Genomic DNA, 16,111 nt, shown 5'->3' with positions numbered 1-16,111 from the left:
CCTGCTTTTAAAACTTTGAACCTTTGCAACTTTGCCACTTTGAACCTTAATAACACATATAGAATGAAATTAAACATAGCCCTTTTAGCCGGAGACGGAATCGGACCAGAAGTAATCAATGAAGCAGTAAAAGTATCTGATGCTGTTGCGAAAAAATTTGGACATGAAATTACTTGGAAACCAGCTTTAACTGGAGCTGCAGCTATTGATGCAGTAGGAGAACCTTACCCAGATGCAACTCACGAAGTTTGTAAAAATGCTGATGCCGTTCTTTTTGGAGCGATTGGCCACCCAAAATACGATAACGACCCTTCTGCGCCAGTACGTCCAGAGCAAGGTTTGCTAAAAATGCGTAAAGCATTAGGTTTGTTCGCAAACGTAAGACCAACTTTTACATTCCCATCATTATTAGATAAATCGCCGCTAAAAAGAGAAAGAATCGAAGGAACTGATTTGGTTTTCTTAAGAGAATTAACTGGCGGAATTTATTTCGGTGAAAAAGGAAGAAAAGATAACGGAGATACAGCTTATGACAACTGTGTTTACACTAGAGCCGAAGTACAGCGTTTAGCTAAAAAAGGTTTCGAATTGGCTATGACACGTTCTAAAAAATTATGCTGCGTTGACAAAGCAAACGTTTTGGAAACTTCACGTTTATGGAGAGAAACAGTTCAAGCGATGGAAAAAGACTATCCAGAGGTTGAAGTGAGCTACGAATTTGTTGATGCTGTCGCTATGCGTTTGGTTCAATGGCCAAATTCTTATGATGTATTGATTACTGAAAACTTATTTGGAGATATCTTAACAGATGAAGCTTCTGTAATTTCTGGCTCAATGGGATTAATGCCTTCTGCATCTATGGGAGCTGAAGTCTCTTTATTTGAACCTATTCACGGTTCTTACCCACAAGCGACAGGATTAAACATTGCAAACCCAATGGCTACTATTTTATCTGCTGCTATGATGTTCGAAAACTTCGGATTGATGGAAGAAGGAAAAGCAATCAGAGATGCTGTAAACAAAGCTTTAGAAGCTGGAGTAGTTACTGAAGATTTAGCTAACGGAGGTAAAGCATACGGCACTAAAGAAGTTGGTGACTGGTTAGCTGCGAATGTATAATTTTGTTTCAGCTTTTATTTGTTTCAAGTTTCAGGTTTTTCCAACTTGAAACTTGAAACAAAAGCAACAAAAAAGGGATAAACATAAGTTTATCCCTTTTATATTTTAGAAAAAAAACATTAATATTCTCTTCTGTTTCCGCGATCTCCACCACGGTTGTTTCCGTAACCACCACGATCGTTTCCTCCGCGGTTGTTATTAAAACTTCTTCTTTCGCCCTCTGGTTTTGGCTCAGACTTATTTACAACGATTGTACGGCCTGAAACAACAGCACCGTTCAATTCATCGATAGCTTTCTGTGCTTCACTATCATTTGGCATTTCAACAAAACCAAAGCCTTTACTTCTTCCAGTAAATTTATCAGTAATAATTTTAACAGAGTCAACTGTTCCATAAGCCTCAAAAGACTCTCTTAAATCTGCTTCCTCAATACTGAATGGAAGGCTCCCAACGAAAATATTCATAGATATTTATTTATAATAAGAAGCAAATGTAGTCTTATTTATATCTAATCTACTATGTTATGGATTTATTTAAGTTTTTATTCTGATTTGATCAGGCTCAAATTAGGAAATTAATTGTTGACTGGAACAAAGTTAGGCCCCTGTGTCACTGGAATTTTATAAAAAACACCTTCCGAAAAATGCATAGTTTGTTTTTCAGCATTTTGATCACTATTAACCGCTGTAAATTTAAACGTTCCTGAAATAGTATTATCAACGGTATTGTATTCTGTAACGGTAATCTCTCCTGTTCCTTTGCCTGTTCCAGTGCTAAATTCAGCTTCTTGTCCCTTATACGTATCCTTATAAATGGCTTTTACATCATCATTTATACCTAAAATATATGTTTTCTTATCTGGTTCAGGAAGTTGAAGTTTGATTTGCTCGTAGCCCAAAGCCCCTTCAATAACAAAAAAATCATTCGTTTCGATTCCAGCTTCATAAACTTGGGCTCTCCAAAAAGCATTATCTTTTAAGGTCTGAAAGGCTGGATTATTAAATCTTATATCCTCTGTACAAGATACAAGCAGAAGTAAAAGTGATAAAAAGTAAAAGTATTTTTTCATATTTAAAATGAATTTGATGCAAAAGTATCCCATTAAGAGCTAAATACTTAATTTAAAAAGTCAAAAAAATGCTAAAAAAACAACTCAGATAGATTTAATCTTTTTTAAAACGCATTTTTCATAAAAAAATTATATCTTTGCGCCCTTAATTAACAGAGGTCGAGTACCTCAAAATTTAATCACTAGATTATGTCAGTAAAAATTAGATTACAAAGACACGGTAAAAAAGGAAAACCTTTTTACTGGGTAGTAGCTGCAGATGCACGCTCAAAAAGAGATGGTAGATACTTAGAGAAAATCGGTACTTACAATCCAAATACAAACCCAGCAACTGTTGAGTTAAACCTTGACAGCGCAGTTAAATGGTTACACAATGGTGCTCAACCAACTGATACTGCTAGAGCTATCCTTTCTTACAAAGGTGCTTTATTGAAACACCACCTTGATGGAGGAGTTCGCAAAGGTGCTTTAACACAAGAGCAAGCAGATGCTAAATTAACTGCTTGGTTAGAAGCAAAAGCTGGTAAAGTTGATGCTAAAAAAGATGGTTTATCTAAAGCAAAAGCTGATGCTAAAGCAAAAGCTTTAAAAGCTGAGCAAGAAGTTAACGCTAAACGTGTTGCTGATGCTGCTGCTGCACAAGCTGAAGCTGCCGCTGCTGCACAAGCTGCTGAGGCTACAGAAGAAGTTGCTGAAACTACTGAAGAAGCTCCTGCTGCTGAAGAGAATAACGAAACAACTGAAGCATAATTTTACTTAGCGATAATGCGTAAAGAAGATTGTTTTTATTTAGGTAAAATCGCTAAAAAATTTAGTTTCAAGGGGGAAGTCTTAGTCTATTTAGACACAGATGAACCTGAGTTATACGAAAATCTGGAATCAGTGTTTGTTGAAAACAACAAACACTTGGTTCCTTTTTTTATTGAATCTAGCTCAATGCACAAAAACGACTTTCTGAGAGTTCGTTTTGAAGATGTAAATACTGAAGAAGATGCAGATGCCCTAGTCGGTAGTCCCATTTATCTTCCATTAACCATGTTGCCAAAACTTACTGGCAACAAATTTTACTTCCACGAAGTTATAGGTTTCGAAATCGAAGACAAACGTTTAGGCGTTTTCGGAAAAATAACCTCTATAAATGACTCAACTGCACAGCCTCTTTTTGAAGTCTTAAATGGCGAAGTCGAAATCTTAGTTCCTATGATTGATCAATTTCTTGTAAAAATCGATCGTGAGAACAAAAAAGTGATCATGGATCTTCCTGAAGGTCTTATTGAGATGTACCTTTAGGTTAAATTCCAATTTTTTAAAATCCCAAATTCCAAAACTGGAAATGGTAAATTCTAATTTTTAAAATTCCAAATTCCAAGCTTTAATGGAGTTGAATTTTCAATTTTTTAAATTTCAAATATGAATGTCTTATTTTTTTGAAAGAAAAAACTTATTATTTAATTGTTTCTTTATATATTCACACTTTAAAAAATTGGAATTTGGAATTTTTAATATTGGAATTTAACTAAATGAAACCATACAATTTAGAAGAAAGAACCTTTTTGTTTGCAAAAGAATGTAGAATCTATATTCGCAATTTACCAAAAAACACTTCAAACATTGAAGATGGGAAACAACTTATAAGATCCTCTGGTTCAATTGGCGCTAATTATATTGAAGCAAATGAAAAATTAGGCGACAAAGATTTAATTTTCAGACTTAAAATAGCTCGAAAAGAAGCTAAGGAATCTAAATTTTGGCTTCAACTATTAAATGATCTAAATCCTGATCAAAACTCACTTTCTGAATCTTTATTATTCGAAATTGAAGAGTTACGAAAAATTCTTTCTGCCATAATTACTAAAACTTCTAAGCAGTAAATTAATATTTAACCTTACTTTTGCCATTCAAATAAAATTATCCTCTTCAATTGGAATTTGGAATTTTCATTTTTGGAATTTCTTCTCTAAGATTGGAATTTGGAATTTAAAAAAATTGGAATTTTCTATCTATGTTTAAGTTTAAGCAATTTTCTGTAAAACAGGACAAAACCGCAATGAAAGTCGGCACCGATGGCGTTTTATTGGGTTCTTGGACTCCAATTCGCCATAATCCTTTTAGCATTTTGGATATAGGTGCTGGAACTGGAATTATTGCTTTGATGCTTGCGCAAAGATGCAATGCAGAACAAATTGATGCTCTTGAAATTGATGAAGACGCTTATGAACAGGCCGTAGAAAATTTTGAAGCTTCTCCTTGGGGCGATCGTTTATTTTGTTTTCATGCTGGTTTAGACGAATTTATTGATGAACCAGAAGATGAATATGATTTAATCGTTTCGAATCCTCCTTTTTATGCTGAGAACTATAAAACAGAAAGCGAACAACGTGATTTAGCTCGTTTTCAAGATGCGATGCCTTTTGAAGAATTAGTCGAAGCTGCAGATTTACTGCTATCAGAAAACGGAATATTTGCTTTAATTCTTCCTTTCAAAGAAGAAGAAAAATTTATTGCTCTGGCAAAAGAAGCTGAATTATATCCTCTAAAAATTACTCGAGTAAAAGGAAATCCAAAATCTGAAATTAAACGCAGCTTATTGGCTTTTAGCCGAAATGAAGTTTCTGAAATCGAAACAGACGAATTAGTGATTGAAATCGATCGTCATATTTACACTCCTGAATATATTGAACTGACTAAAGATTTTTATCTTAAATTTTAAACCTGTTCAAATATACTTTTGAACTGATACAGAATCCTTTCAATCAATCTCAAATCTTCGGTTACAATTTCTGCGCTTCCTTTCATTTCCTGCTGAAACGTAATTTGTTTATTATATGATGTTTTTAATCCGTTTGGAAGCGCAACGTCTATAAGAAGATTGCCGTCCTTGTCGGGTACCAATGAAATATTTTTGATTTGGCCTTTCAGAACGCCGAACTCCCTATCTGGGTAATTGGCCAGACGGATATTGACACGCTGCCCCACTTTGATTTTTCCTGAATTTAAAGCTGGCGCTTTTACCTTTCCTATGAAACTGTTCTTAGCATCCGGGATTATAGAAAACACATTATCTCCAACATTTATGGTCTGATTTTCATTCCATACCTGCAGAAAAGTCACTTTACCACTAATAGAAGATTTTAAAGCATAAGCCAACTCCCAGTCTCTTATCACTTTTTTCAGCTGATAAAACGACTGCGACACATTACGCCCAAGATTCACTTCTTCTCTAGTGCTGTTTATCTGCGAATTCTGACTTGATTTTGTATTATCAATCAAAGAAGACCTTAATTGGGAAATTGACGACAATAGGCTTCTATAATTCTTCTGCGCCTGAAGAAAACTTAGTTTTTTAGCTTCCATTTCCTGGGCAGAAATAATTCCTTTATTAAATAAAGTCTCAAAGCGTGCCACTTCATTTTTTTGAAGTTCCAGCTCATGTTCGTTAATTGTTTTCTGCTGCTGCAGAATTTCTATTCTTTGGGTTATCTGGATTTTCTCAGACTGCTGTGCCCTGCTTTCCACCTGATAAGGATGAAGGTCTTTATTTAGTTCCTGAGCCTGATAATCTTTCTGAAAAACCGCAAAAGCGCTTTCTATTTCGCCGAGCTGTTTTTTTTGCAGCAGTTCAAAAGGGAACTCTGTTTTTGAGCTGCTTATATCATAACTGTCCACAATCTTTTTCAGCAGAAAAACATCTTTATAATTTGCCGTATTTTCAATAATGGCCAACGTACTATTTTTATTTACCTCTGTTTTATCTTTTACTAAAATCGCTTCAATTCGCCCAGAAGACTTGGATACTATTTTTTCTGGCGGAATATTAGTTGTAATTACAATTTCTGTTTTTACGGCATCTGGATACTTCACAAACCAAGAAACAAAAAACAGCATAATAATAATGGCAAATATCAAAACGGTTCCCCATCGTATCATCCAATGCGGCACTTTGGTCAGGATATCCTGAACCTCTTCACTTCTTAATTCAAATGTATTGTTATTTTCTGCCATGACTAATTTCCTAACTGTAATTGATTTTTAACCAATTCAAAATAATTTCCTCTTTGTTCAACCAACGTGGTATGATTTCCTATTTCAATAATTTTACCTTTATCCAGAACTACGATCTGGTCTGCATTCATGACTGTGCTTAGTCGATGCGCAATTACAATAACTGTTTTGTTCTTAAAGAAAATACCAAGCTTCTGCATAATCTCTTTTTCATTGTTGGCGTCAAGGGCTGAAGTTGCTTCATCGAAAAATAAAATTTCAGGATTTTTATATACTGCTCTGGCAATCAGCAATCTCTGTTTCTGCCCAGTGCTCATTCCTAATCCTTCTGCACCAATTTTGGTGTTATAGCCCAATGGGAGTTCGCTTACATATTGTGTAATATTCGCTACATCAGATGCATAAAGCAATCGTTCTTTGTCGATTCTATCAGCCCCAACTGCAATATTATTTGCAATTGTATCAGTGAAAATATACCCCTCTTGCATAACCGCTCCAATATTAGATCTCCATGCTTTCTGTGAAATATTTTTCAATTGAGCACTTCCAATACTGACTTCACCTTTGTCTGGATTATAAAACTTTAGCAGCAGCTTCATCAAAGTTGTTTTTCCACTTCCGCTTACTCCCACTATTGCTGTCACCTTATTAGCTGGAATCTTTAAACTTAAGTTATCTAAAACAGGAATGTCTGAACCTAAATACCTATACGAAACATTTTTTAGTTCGATATCTGAATCATACGGCACATCTATAGACTGATGTTCCTCTTCTTGTGTTTCATCTTCTTTTTCGTGAATTTCAGATAATCTTGCCAATGAAATTTTAGCATCCTGAAGCTCTCTCACAAATTGGATCAGCTGTGTAATTGGCCCATTTAAACTGCCTACAATCGAATTAATGGCCAACATCATCCCTAGCGTTATAGAACCATCGATAACTAATTTTGCTGATAAAAAAGTAATGAAAATATTTTTTAATTCATTTATTACCGATGAGCCAATGCTTTGCGACTGCTCTAAAACCAGACCTTTTATCGAAACTCTAAACAATCTTGCCTGAACATATTCCCAACCCCAGCGTTTCTGTTTTTCTGCATTATGAAGCTTAATTTCTTGCATTCCGTTTATCAGCTCCATTACTTTGCTCTGCTCAACAGAAACTTCAGCAAAACGCTTGTAATCCAAAACTTCTCTTCGTTTTAAAAACATGCTTATCCATCCAAAATAAAGGAGGCTACCGACAAAAAACACCAAAAATATCTTTAGATTAAAATAAGCCAGAACTGCTCCCAATACAAACATATTAATAACAGAAAATAGCACATTTAAAGAGGATGTTGTAAGTATTTTTTCGATTCTACGATGATCATTAATTCGCTGCATGATATCACCAGTCATCCTTACATCAAAAAAAGAAATCGGAAGATTCATTAACTTAATAAAGAAATCAGAAATTAATGAAATATTGATGCGAGTGGAGAGGTGAAGCAGTATCCAGCTTCTTATAAGTTCTAAACCTGTTCTCCCAGCAAAAAGAAACAGCTGTGCAAATAGAATTAGGTAAATGAAATGAATATTCTGATTCTGAATTCCGACATCGACAATGCTTTGGGTTAAAAATGGAAATATCAATTGTAATAAACTACCCGCAAAAAGCCCAATAGCAAGCTGAATAAGAAATGATTTGTATTGAAAGAGATATTGGGAAAGGAATTTGAATCCTAATCCTGAATTTTCTTCTTTATCAAAATTAGATTGAAAAAATTTTGGAGTTGCTTCAATCAATAATGCAATTCCTTCCTTTGTTTGATCATCAGCATTGTTACCTATCCAAAACTTTACAAATTCATCTTTAGTGTATTCTAAAAGACCAAAAGCTGGATCTGATATATAATACTTCCCTTTTTTTATTTTATAAAGTACGACATAGTGATTATCGTTCCAATGCAAAATACATGGCAGCGGAGCTTCTTCGATTCTTTTTACAGAGAGTTTTACTCCTAAAGTTCTAAATCCTATTTTTTCGGCAGCATCACTTAAAAAAAGCAAATTGCTTCCTTCACGAGTTGTTTCGCTAATATCTCTCAACTCCTGAATATTGATTGTTTTACCGTAATATTTAGCAATAATTTTTAAACATGTCGGTCCGCAATCTTTATTATCTGCCTGCGTATAATGAGCAAATTTTTTCAATTTATTATGATTTATTCTAGACCAAATTAAGAAAAAAATTTCTTGTTAATCCATAAAAAAAACAGAGAAGACCTAAATCTTCTCTGTTTCAGTATTTAAAAACAAATTTTTAGCAACACAATTTCTTTAGGACATGGCCGCTGGTTACCCTAACCAAATAAAAACAACCTTGCGGCCAACTCCTAAGAATCTCAGCACCAATCATCAATACTGAGAATATGCTCAATGTTCCACGATTGAGCGCCTATACATTCAAAAAAAACATGACTAAATTCTAAATAAGGCTATATCGTATTACTTTTAAAAAAGTTAAAAATCAACAACAAAGACGACTTGTATCACAAATACCTGATGATGTATTTAGCGGACAAGTTTCGCCTGATGGTATTAAAAAACATCCTGCCTCTAAAGCATAAACCCAGCACTCTGGAATTCCTCCTTTCATGGTTTTCTGTTCGGCTTTATTAATGCACTGAGCACCCTCTAGGTTTAAAATCTTCTTTATCATAATTAATACCGTTTTTTTATCTAGCAACGGCATTATTTCCATTGCTTTTTAATATTAAAAATTAGCAAGCAGAATATTTCTCAACAGCAGAATCATGGCAATTGAGTTCTTGCAGATACTCGCTTTCCAAAATGTTTTTCTGTTCTTTTTTTGTCAGCTTTCTTGTTTCTTTGCTTTTCAAAATCTTTTCTAACATAACTGGCTATTTACATTTTTTGGTTTAAGCCTCAAATCTGTAATAAATAACTTGATGCTTAAAAATCTTCTTAACAGCCTCCAACATAACTATCTGGTATACAGTTCCAGTACGCCGGAACAGCTCCAAATTCTGTACATCTTTTAGCTTTAAATCCATCTTCACAAATCGGAGCGTGATCTCCATTCATTGTTTTCATCTCATTTGCAGTCAATTCTACCGCGCCTTTCAATTTCAAAATGTTTTTTAACATCACTGCAGGTTTTTAAGTTGGGGTTAACTAATTTCTATTTTAACAGTCGAAATTTCTGTTTTCTTAGGCTATTTTTTCTAACACTTGAACTTCATCTACATAATCATTTAAGAAATATTTCAATTCGTTCAATTCATATTCATTCGGAAATAACCTTTCGTTTACAATTTTAATAGGTGTATAATTAAAATTGTTCATCGAGCACCAATCATATTGTTTCTGAATTTCTTGATTTATCATCATGCTAACAGAATCAACATTCCATTTTTTTAACCACTTTTTGTGTGGCATTCTTTTAATATACCAATCTGAAATCGCTTCAACTGTTTTTCCAGGTGTTGTTCTGTTAATAGTCAAAAGCCTTTCGACAATTGCTTTGTAAGGATTGTCATTATTTTCTGGATTAATATTAAAAAGAATGTTCAAAAATATTTTATCTGGAAACTTCAATACCAATTCAAAAGCTTCTTGAAAAGTTTTATAACAGTGTCCGCAGCTTGGACTAAGAATTACAGAAAGTCTAACTCCCGCATTTCTATTTCCGAATGTCAAACCTCTTAAGTCTTCAAACCCTTTGTTGTATTTTACTTTTTTAGATAAGAAATTCAATAACGAATAGTTTCTTTTAAATTTCTTAAGTTCTTTGAGCGAATTTTCATTATCAAGCATTTTTCTAATCATCACTTTAACTGCCGCCCAGATTGGTATTAAAAGCAATAAAGAGAATACATAAGGAAAAATTTCATTAAAGCTGAAACTTAAGGTAAAAAGATCTGACGAGAACCAAACAATGCTTTGCGCCAATATTAAAAATGATATTGCCAAACACATGATGCACCATTTTTGAATCTCAAATTTCTGAATCCAGATCGAGCAAACTATTATTGGAATAGCCAATAAACTCAAGAATCCAACAAAAACCGCTGAACTTAAAGGCTGAACCAATATGGCTATAATACTTGAGCTAAAGAAAAGCAATGGCAAATCTGAAAAACTCAACCATTTATTTGCAATATCATCATTGAAGCTTATTACAGAGTGACAAGAAGAATTGGAACTTAAATTACAGAATTTTGAAATTACTGTGTTTTTAACTCCCCATCTCTCTTGCACGATAAATATACTTACAATTAAACCTAAAACCGATGTTATCAAAAACGAAGCGCTAAACCAATCAAAATGGTTATAGTATAAAGATAATCCTGCTACAAGTGCAAGAGGCAGAAAATATTTTAACCAGTTGTATTCTATTTTTAAATTATCTCTTGCCACAACATTGTTTGGTTCAATGGCCACAATTACTCCATTCCAATCTAAAAGGAATTTATCATAAGATAATTTTTGGCTTCCTTTTTTTGATGTAGTGATTCTAACACCACTTTTAATCTTTTCAACAAGCGTCAATTCATCTTTAAAATATGCTAAAAAGTTTGATGGTAAATCTTCAATCTGTTCTTTAGAAACTCTTACAGCAGCATTCTCTACAGAAAGCAAATCAAACGAGTCTGTAATGGCAAACAAACTCGGATAATTTGGGTGAGACAAAAACAGATCCTTAAACTCATTTTTGATATCTGAGTAGCGGTTGATTTGCAGAAATTTTTGGACAAGTTTTAACATCGCTTTTGATCGTTTTTAAATCATTTTACACTGCAAAGATTGGGGATTTTATTGATAAAAATCGCATAAACACATACATTTTATTAATTATACCACATACAATTTATAAATTATACCAAGTATAGCAACCTTTACAATATACTGATTAACAATTACTTAGAAGTTTGTTTTTTCAATAAAAAGCTTAGAAAGCCTATTTTCGATTAACGGCTTTGCTTTTTATCTAGTTTTGGATAAGCAATAATCTAAACATTAAAAAACATGAAAAATAGACTCATAAAAATAGATGTTTTTTTTAAAAAAAATCACACGAATTGGGTTTGAAAAAAAGACTAAAGAGTCAATTTAAGTTTCTAAAAGATAAAAAAAGCATTTCCAAAAATTGATCTAAGCAGTACATTTTCCGACAAAATTAACCCACTTACAAAGCTCTTTTTCTCACTGCTTTTAAGCCTAAAAAATCCCTAATAAACTATTTATAATAATGCATTTAGGGATCTCATAAAAATCGTTTAAAAATATTACGAAAGATTTATAGTACTAATTTATTAATTCAAACAAAATATATCATGAAAAAGTCAAAATTAACATTCGAAGATTTTCTACTAGATACAATTTCTAAGAAAGAACAGAAAACAATTAAAGGAGGAGATGAAGAGCCGCTTCCTGAGCCATATCCAAGTAAAGGAAATGGTGGAAATGGAAGTACATAAACAGAACGAAAACATTTAAAAGTAAATCAAAAAAATCAAGTCATGAAAAATAGCAAATTAACATTCGAAGATTTTCTACTAGATACAATTTCTAAAAAAGAACAAAAAACAATTAAAGGGGGAGATGAAGAACCGCTTCCTGAGCCATATCCAAGTAAAGGAAATGGTGGAAATGGAAGTACATAAACAGAACGAAAACATTTAAAAGTAAATCAAAAAATCAAGTCATGAAAAATAGCAAATTAACATTCGAAGATTTTCTACTAGATACAATTTCTAAAAAAGAACAAAAAACAATTAAAGGGGGAGATGAAGAACCGCTTCCTGAGCCATATCCAAGTAAAGGAAATGGTGGTAACGGAAGTACATAAAAATTACAATCAATTTATTAAAACTAGATATTATTCGCAAACTGAGCTGGAGACACTCCAGTTCTTTTGCGAAATGATTTTGCAAAAGAAACTGCATTTTTAAATCCTACGCTTTCCGCAATTGCTTGTGTAGAATATTTGCGGTACAAATGGTTTGTAATCATTTGGTTAATAACATAATTAATCTTCAACTCATTAGAATATTCACTAAAAGATTTTCCAAATCTTTTATTCACAACATAAGATAGATAAGTAGTATTGGTTTTTATTTTTTTAGCGACATAAGAAAGCGTAAAATCAGCATTTAAATATTCTAGTTTTTCTTCTAAAGCCAATAATTTTTCGACTATCTTATTTTCTTTAGCCTCATCAATACTCAAATTTGCATTTTCCTTTTTCAAAGCCACATCTTCTGTTTCAACAACCTCCTTAGCCGCTTTTTCAAAAGGTTCTTTCTCTATTCTTGTTTTTTCAATTTCTTTTTTCTCCAGATTAGCTTTGAACTCTTCAATTAAAGCGTTCATTTTCTTTTGGGCTTTATTTTTATCCCGAATATTTTTGATGAGGAAAAATACAATTCCGATTACTAGAATAACATAAAATATTTTTAATGCTTTATTCCAAAACACTTCATATTTATACTTCTCCTGAACACTAATCATCTCGTCACTAAGGTCTGCTGTTCCCAGTTTGTAGTTTACCTCTAATGTCTCTTCCCTAAGATTTCCTTCATATTTCTCATAAGCATCCAAGTATAGCTTGGAATATTTATAAGCCTGCTCGGGTTCATTTTTGATACTGTAGATTTTAGCTTGTATATAATTAGACTTAAAATAACTATTATCTATAGTCTTAGTCTTTTGGCTAATAGAATCTACCTTTTTTAAAAATATAAGAGCTTTATCGTATTTCTTTATAGAATAATAAAGATCCCCTAAATTATAATTCGCAATTTGATACAAATCTTCATTATCAGTCTGTTTTGCATAAAAAGAGATATCGTAATAAATTTTTTCCGCATTTACATAATCCTTTTTAATCAAATAAATATTTCCTAAACTAAGTTTAGAAATAGTCTTATTGTCAATAAATCTATCCGAATAGGCTATACTTTTTTTATAATAATACTCTGCAGAATCTAATAGATATGCTTTCTCTCGATTCTTATAATAATATCCTTCATAAGAATTTCCAAGGTTTGTGTAGGTATTACTTTTAGAATTCTGAAACTGATCTTTTTCATACAAACTCTCATTCTTATCGAGGAATGCATCATTCTGTCTTAATATTTTTATAGACAACTGATAATTACCAACGCCTTCATTTAGTAAAGCAATATTGGCTTTAAATTTTACAATTTGTACAACATCATTTATTTTAGAAGAAAGTTTGACTCCTTCCTGATAACTGCTAAGAGCTTTACCATAGTTTGATCTTTTCCAGAAAGTAAGGCCTCTGTAGTTGCATAAATACGCATGTAACTTTATTTTATCATTAGACTCTGGAATTTTAGCTAAATGCTTTATTGCTTCTGTATACATTTTATCAGATTGACTAGCATTTCCTTTTAGTTGATACAGGTAAGAACCTGCAGCATAAGCGAAGGCTTGATGAATCTCATTTTTAGACTTAATCATCTGATTTACATAGGATAAACCCTCATCATAATTTCCATTAATGCTAAAACGGATTTTATCCTGTAATTCTAAGTACTTTTGTTCCGTGAGCTCTCCTGTAGTTTGAGCAGACCCAGTGGAAAATATTAGTAGTAAAAAGAAAAAAGAGATGATCAGCCTCATTAAGTTTGTTTTTGGAATTCAAAAATAGTCTATAAATTATCAAAAAACTACAATTTATTTGCCAAATTCCTATTAATTTTATTTTTGCGATAAATAAATATAACATTTTAACTTGTATTTGTTATATTTTTATTATGTAAATTTGCTTTGCTAAATTTAAAAATCATGAAACCAGACCTATTTCAATCTCCAGATTATTTTAACTTAGACGATTTACTATCTGACGAACATAAATTAGTTCGCGAATCTGCTCGTGCTTGGGTTAAAAAAGAAGTTTCTCCTATTATAGAAGAATACGCGCAAAAAGCAGAATTTCCTAAACAAATTATTAAAGGTCTTGGAGAAATCGGTGGTTTCGGACCTTATATTCCTGTAGAATATGGCGGAGCAGGATTAGACCAAATTTCTTATGGTTTAATTATGCAGGAAATAGAAAGGGGCGATTCTGGTGTAAGATCAACCTCATCTGTTCAATCTTCTCTAGTAATGTACCCAATTTGGAAATATGGAAACGAGGAACAAAGAATGAAATATCTTCCAAAGCTTGCTACTGGAGAATATATAGGCTGTTTCGGATTAACCGAACCAGATCATGGTTCTGATCCTGGAAGTATGATCACTAATTTTAAAGATATGGGAGATCATTATCTTTTAAATGGTGCTAAAATGTGGATTTCTAACGCCCCTTTTGCTGATATTGCGGTTGTTTGGGCTAAAAATGAAGAAGGAAGAATTCACGGTTTAATTGTAGAACGAGGAATGGAAGGCTTTACAACGCCAGAAACTCATAACAAATGGTCACTTCGTGCCTCTGCAACAGGAGAATTAATCTTTGATAATGTAAAAGTTCCAAAAGAAAACCTTCTGCCAAATAAATCTGGTCTTGGTGCTCCACTGGGCTGTTTAGATTCAGCTCGTTACGGAATTGCATGGGGAGCAATCGGAGCTGCTATGGATTGTTATGATACGGCTTTACGATATTCGAAGGAAAGAATTCAGTTCGGAAAACCGATTGGAGGAACTCAATTACAGCAGAAAAAACTGGCAGAAATGATTACCGAAATCACAAAAGCACAATTATTAACTTGGCGCTTAGGTGTTTTAAGAAATGAAGGTAGAGCAACTTCTGCTCAAATTTCGATGGCAAAACGCAACAACGTAAATATGGCCATTACCATCGCTAGAGAAGCAAGACAAATGCTCGGAGGCATGGGAATTACTGGCGAATACTCCATCATGCGCCACATGATGAACCTTGAAAGTGTTATTACGTATGAAGGAACTCACGACATACATTTATTGATAACGGGTATGGATGTGACTGGAATTCCAGCATTTAAATAAACACTAATTATTAAAATATACATAAAATCAATCTAAAAAGCTTCTTCTTGACGGAGAAGCTTTTTATCTTTGCATCAAAATTTTTTCAAAAATGAATATCGAAACGATAAACAAAAGCATTCAACCTCAAAAAGACCAACTATTAAACCACTCTTTATACAATAAGATTCAAAATATAAATGATCTTCACAGTTTTCTAGAAACTCACGTTTTTGCTGTTTGGGATTTTATGTCACTTTTAAAAGCCTTACAGGCCAAACTTACTTGTACAACAACACCTTGGTTTGCTACCAAAAATCCAGAAACACGTTATTTGATTAATGAAATTGTTCTTGCAGAAGAGAGTGATTTAAGTATTGATGGAAGAAGACAAAGCCACTACGAAATGTATCTTGAAGCTATGGAAGACTGTGGCGCAGATACAACAGGAGTTTTAAAATTCTTATCAGAGGTGACCTCTCTTCATAATATATTCGTTGCAATCAAACAAAGTTCACTGCATCCCAATGTAAAAGCCTTTTTAGATTTTACTTTTAGAGTTATCGAAGAAGGAAAACCACACGAAATTGCAGCAGCATTTACTTTTGGAAGAGAAGATTTGATTCCGAGTATGTTTACTGAAATTTTGAAAAACTTCCAGAAAAACCTTCCGGAAACCGATTTAGCAAAATTACTATACTATTTTGAAAGACATATCGAATTGGATGCCGATGAACATGGACCAATGGCTATGCAAATGATTACAGAACTGTGTGAAAACGATGCTCAAAAATGGAAAGAAGTTGAAGAAGTTTCGATTCTTGCTCTAGAAAAACGCATCGGACTTTGGAATGCTATCGAGGAAGAAATTTTGATGAAAGCCGAAATGGTTTAAAATTACTATAAGTTATGTAACATAACTTATTTCTTAAAAATTCCAATA

18 protein-coding genes are annotated in these 16,111 nt (G+C 33.0%); 10 read left to right on the top strand and 8 right to left on the bottom strand.

The window, feature by feature from the left end; genetic code table 11:
• Positions 1–63 precede the first annotated feature (63 nt).
• Positions 64–1,119 carry a 3-isopropylmalate dehydrogenase gene (gene leuB / locus GR162_RS01380; protein WP_119789004.1) on the top strand — a complete coding sequence of 352 codons (1,056 nt, stop codon included), beginning with the start codon at positions 64–66 and terminating at the stop codon, positions 1,117–1,119.
• 119 nt (positions 1,120–1,238) lie between these two features.
• On the opposite strand, the gene GR162_RS01375 is transcribed toward leuB, so the two are convergent.
• Both GR162_RS01375 and GR162_RS01370 read right to left on the bottom strand, forming a co-directional pair.
• Positions 1,239–1,583 (bottom strand): RNA-binding protein, encoded by a 345-nt coding sequence (locus tag GR162_RS01375; protein WP_012023384.1) that lies wholly within the window; start codon positions 1,581–1,583, stop codon positions 1,239–1,241.
• Between the two features lie 110 nt (positions 1,584–1,693).
• Entirely contained in the window at positions 1,694–2,188 is a 495-nt protein-coding gene (locus GR162_RS01370) for a DUF6252 family protein (protein WP_160780711.1), read from the bottom strand.
• Positions 2,189–2,377: 189 nt separating this feature from the next.
• On the opposite strand from GR162_RS01370, the gene GR162_RS01365 reads away from it, so the two are divergent.
• The 4 genes from GR162_RS01365 (at position 2,378) to GR162_RS01350 (ending at position 4,898) form a co-directional block, all read left to right on the top strand.
• Positions 2,378–2,938 carry a 30S ribosomal protein S16 gene (locus GR162_RS01365; RefSeq protein WP_160780710.1) on the top strand — a complete coding sequence of 187 codons (561 nt, stop codon included), beginning with the start codon at positions 2,378–2,380 and terminating at the stop codon, positions 2,936–2,938.
• 15 nt (positions 2,939–2,953) lie between these two features.
• Positions 2,954–3,478 carry a ribosome maturation factor RimM gene (gene rimM / locus GR162_RS01360; protein WP_119789002.1) on the top strand — a complete coding sequence of 175 codons (525 nt, stop codon included), beginning with the start codon at positions 2,954–2,956 and terminating at the stop codon, positions 3,476–3,478.
• Between the two features lie 230 nt (positions 3,479–3,708).
• Positions 3,709–4,059 (top strand): four helix bundle protein, encoded by a 351-nt coding sequence (locus tag GR162_RS01355; RefSeq protein WP_160780709.1) that lies wholly within the window; start codon positions 3,709–3,711, stop codon positions 4,057–4,059.
• A gap of 131 nt (positions 4,060–4,190) precedes the next feature.
• Positions 4,191–4,898, top strand: coding sequence for a tRNA1(Val) (adenine(37)-N6)-methyltransferase (locus GR162_RS01350; RefSeq protein WP_160780708.1), 708 nt, complete (start codon positions 4,191–4,193; stop codon positions 4,896–4,898).
• Here GR162_RS01350 and GR162_RS01345 read toward each other — a convergent pair.
• The 5 genes from GR162_RS01345 to GR162_RS01325 form a co-directional block, all read right to left on the bottom strand.
• Positions 4,895–6,190 carry an HlyD family secretion protein gene (locus tag GR162_RS01345; RefSeq protein ID WP_160780707.1) on the bottom strand — a complete coding sequence of 432 codons (1,296 nt, stop codon included), beginning with the start codon at positions 6,188–6,190 and terminating at the stop codon, positions 4,895–4,897. The two genes, GR162_RS01350 and GR162_RS01345, sit on opposite strands and share 4 nt — an antisense overlap.
• A gap of 2 nt (positions 6,191–6,192) precedes the next feature.
• The gene (locus tag GR162_RS01340; RefSeq protein ID WP_160780706.1) at positions 6,193–8,385 is read right to left on the bottom strand and encodes a peptidase domain-containing ABC transporter; all 2,193 of its coding nucleotides are present in this window, start codon (positions 8,383–8,385) and stop codon (positions 6,193–6,195) included.
• A 316-nt stretch (positions 8,386–8,701) separates the two neighbouring features.
• On the bottom strand, positions 8,702–8,935 hold the full coding sequence (locus GR162_RS01335) for a hypothetical protein (RefSeq protein ID WP_160780705.1): 234 nt from the start codon (positions 8,933–8,935) through the stop codon (positions 8,702–8,704).
• Positions 8,936–9,159: 224 nt separating this feature from the next.
• Positions 9,160–9,342 carry a hypothetical protein gene (locus tag GR162_RS01330; protein ID WP_160780704.1) on the bottom strand — a complete coding sequence of 61 codons (183 nt, stop codon included), beginning with the start codon at positions 9,340–9,342 and terminating at the stop codon, positions 9,160–9,162.
• A gap of 63 nt (positions 9,343–9,405) precedes the next feature.
• Positions 9,406–10,962 (bottom strand): vitamin K epoxide reductase family protein, encoded by a 1,557-nt coding sequence (locus GR162_RS01325; protein WP_160780703.1) that lies wholly within the window; start codon positions 10,960–10,962, stop codon positions 9,406–9,408.
• Between the two features lie 569 nt (positions 10,963–11,531).
• Between GR162_RS01325 and GR162_RS01320 the strand changes: the two genes are divergently transcribed.
• Genes GR162_RS01320 through GR162_RS01310 form a run of 3 tightly spaced genes read left to right on the top strand, consistent with a single transcriptional unit; the run spans position 11,532 to position 12,046 of the window.
• Positions 11,532–11,675, top strand: a complete 144-nt coding sequence (locus tag GR162_RS01320; protein ID WP_085949278.1) for an rSAM-modified peptide — start codon at positions 11,532–11,534, stop codon at positions 11,673–11,675.
• Positions 11,676–11,717: 42 nt separating this feature from the next.
• Positions 11,718–11,861 carry an rSAM-modified peptide gene (locus GR162_RS01315; protein WP_085949277.1) on the top strand — a complete coding sequence of 48 codons (144 nt, stop codon included), beginning with the start codon at positions 11,718–11,720 and terminating at the stop codon, positions 11,859–11,861.
• Between the two features lie 41 nt (positions 11,862–11,902).
• The gene (locus GR162_RS01310; RefSeq protein WP_085949277.1) at positions 11,903–12,046 is read left to right on the top strand and encodes an rSAM-modified peptide; all 144 of its coding nucleotides are present in this window, start codon (positions 11,903–11,905) and stop codon (positions 12,044–12,046) included.
• A gap of 23 nt (positions 12,047–12,069) precedes the next feature.
• On the opposite strand, the gene GR162_RS01305 is transcribed toward GR162_RS01310, so the two are convergent.
• On the bottom strand, positions 12,070–13,845 hold the full coding sequence (locus GR162_RS01305) for a helix-turn-helix domain-containing protein (RefSeq protein ID WP_160780702.1): 1,776 nt from the start codon (positions 13,843–13,845) through the stop codon (positions 12,070–12,072).
• A gap of 165 nt (positions 13,846–14,010) precedes the next feature.
• Between GR162_RS01305 and GR162_RS01300 the strand changes: the two genes are divergently transcribed.
• Positions 14,011–15,189 carry an acyl-CoA dehydrogenase family protein gene (locus GR162_RS01300; protein ID WP_160780701.1) on the top strand — a complete coding sequence of 393 codons (1,179 nt, stop codon included), beginning with the start codon at positions 14,011–14,013 and terminating at the stop codon, positions 15,187–15,189.
• 91 nt (positions 15,190–15,280) lie between these two features.
• Positions 15,281–16,063, top strand: coding sequence for a DUF3050 domain-containing protein (locus tag GR162_RS01295; RefSeq protein WP_119788994.1), 783 nt, complete (start codon positions 15,281–15,283; stop codon positions 16,061–16,063).
• Positions 16,064–16,111 lie beyond the last annotated feature (48 nt).

The organism is Flavobacterium sp. HBTb2-11-1 (assembly GCF_009826975.1).
Classification (GTDB): Bacteria; Bacteroidota; Bacteroidia; order Flavobacteriales; family Flavobacteriaceae; genus Flavobacterium.
This window is presented reverse-complemented; position numbering and strand designations above follow the sequence as displayed.

Bases quoted from the DNA above. Each gene is read 5' to 3' on its own strand.
- leuB (WP_119789004.1), top strand. From the start codon at position 64: ATGAAATTAAACATAGCCCTTTTAGCCGGAGACGGAATCGGACCAGAA.
- GR162_RS01375 (WP_012023384.1), bottom strand. From the start codon at position 1,583: ATGAATATTTTCGTTGGGAGCCTTCCATTCAGTATTGAGGAAGCAGAT.
- GR162_RS01370 (WP_160780711.1), bottom strand. From the start codon at position 2,188: ATGAAAAAATACTTTTACTTTTTATCACTTTTACTTCTGCTTGTATCT.
- GR162_RS01365 (WP_160780710.1), top strand. From the start codon at position 2,378: ATGTCAGTAAAAATTAGATTACAAAGACACGGTAAAAAAGGAAAACCT.
- rimM (WP_119789002.1), top strand. From the start codon at position 2,954: ATGCGTAAAGAAGATTGTTTTTATTTAGGTAAAATCGCTAAAAAATTT.
- GR162_RS01355 (WP_160780709.1), top strand. From the start codon at position 3,709: ATGAAACCATACAATTTAGAAGAAAGAACCTTTTTGTTTGCAAAAGAA.
- GR162_RS01350 (WP_160780708.1), top strand. From the start codon at position 4,191: ATGTTTAAGTTTAAGCAATTTTCTGTAAAACAGGACAAAACCGCAATG.
- GR162_RS01345 (WP_160780707.1), bottom strand. From the start codon at position 6,190: ATGGCAGAAAATAACAATACATTTGAATTAAGAAGTGAAGAGGTTCAG.
- GR162_RS01335 (WP_160780705.1), bottom strand. From the start codon at position 8,935: ATGGAAATAATGCCGTTGCTAGATAAAAAAACGGTATTAATTATGATA.
- GR162_RS01330 (WP_160780704.1), bottom strand. From the start codon at position 9,342: ATGTTAAAAAACATTTTGAAATTGAAAGGCGCGGTAGAATTGACTGCA.
- GR162_RS01325 (WP_160780703.1), bottom strand. From the start codon at position 10,962: ATGTTAAAACTTGTCCAAAAATTTCTGCAAATCAACCGCTACTCAGAT.
- GR162_RS01320 (WP_085949278.1), top strand. From the start codon at position 11,532: ATGAAAAAGTCAAAATTAACATTCGAAGATTTTCTACTAGATACAATT.
- GR162_RS01315 (WP_085949277.1), top strand. From the start codon at position 11,718: ATGAAAAATAGCAAATTAACATTCGAAGATTTTCTACTAGATACAATT.
- GR162_RS01310 (WP_085949277.1), top strand. From the start codon at position 11,903: ATGAAAAATAGCAAATTAACATTCGAAGATTTTCTACTAGATACAATT.
- GR162_RS01305 (WP_160780702.1), bottom strand. From the start codon at position 13,845: ATGAGGCTGATCATCTCTTTTTTCTTTTTACTACTAATATTTTCCACT.
- GR162_RS01300 (WP_160780701.1), top strand. From the start codon at position 14,011: ATGAAACCAGACCTATTTCAATCTCCAGATTATTTTAACTTAGACGAT.
- GR162_RS01295 (WP_119788994.1), top strand. From the start codon at position 15,281: ATGAATATCGAAACGATAAACAAAAGCATTCAACCTCAAAAAGACCAA.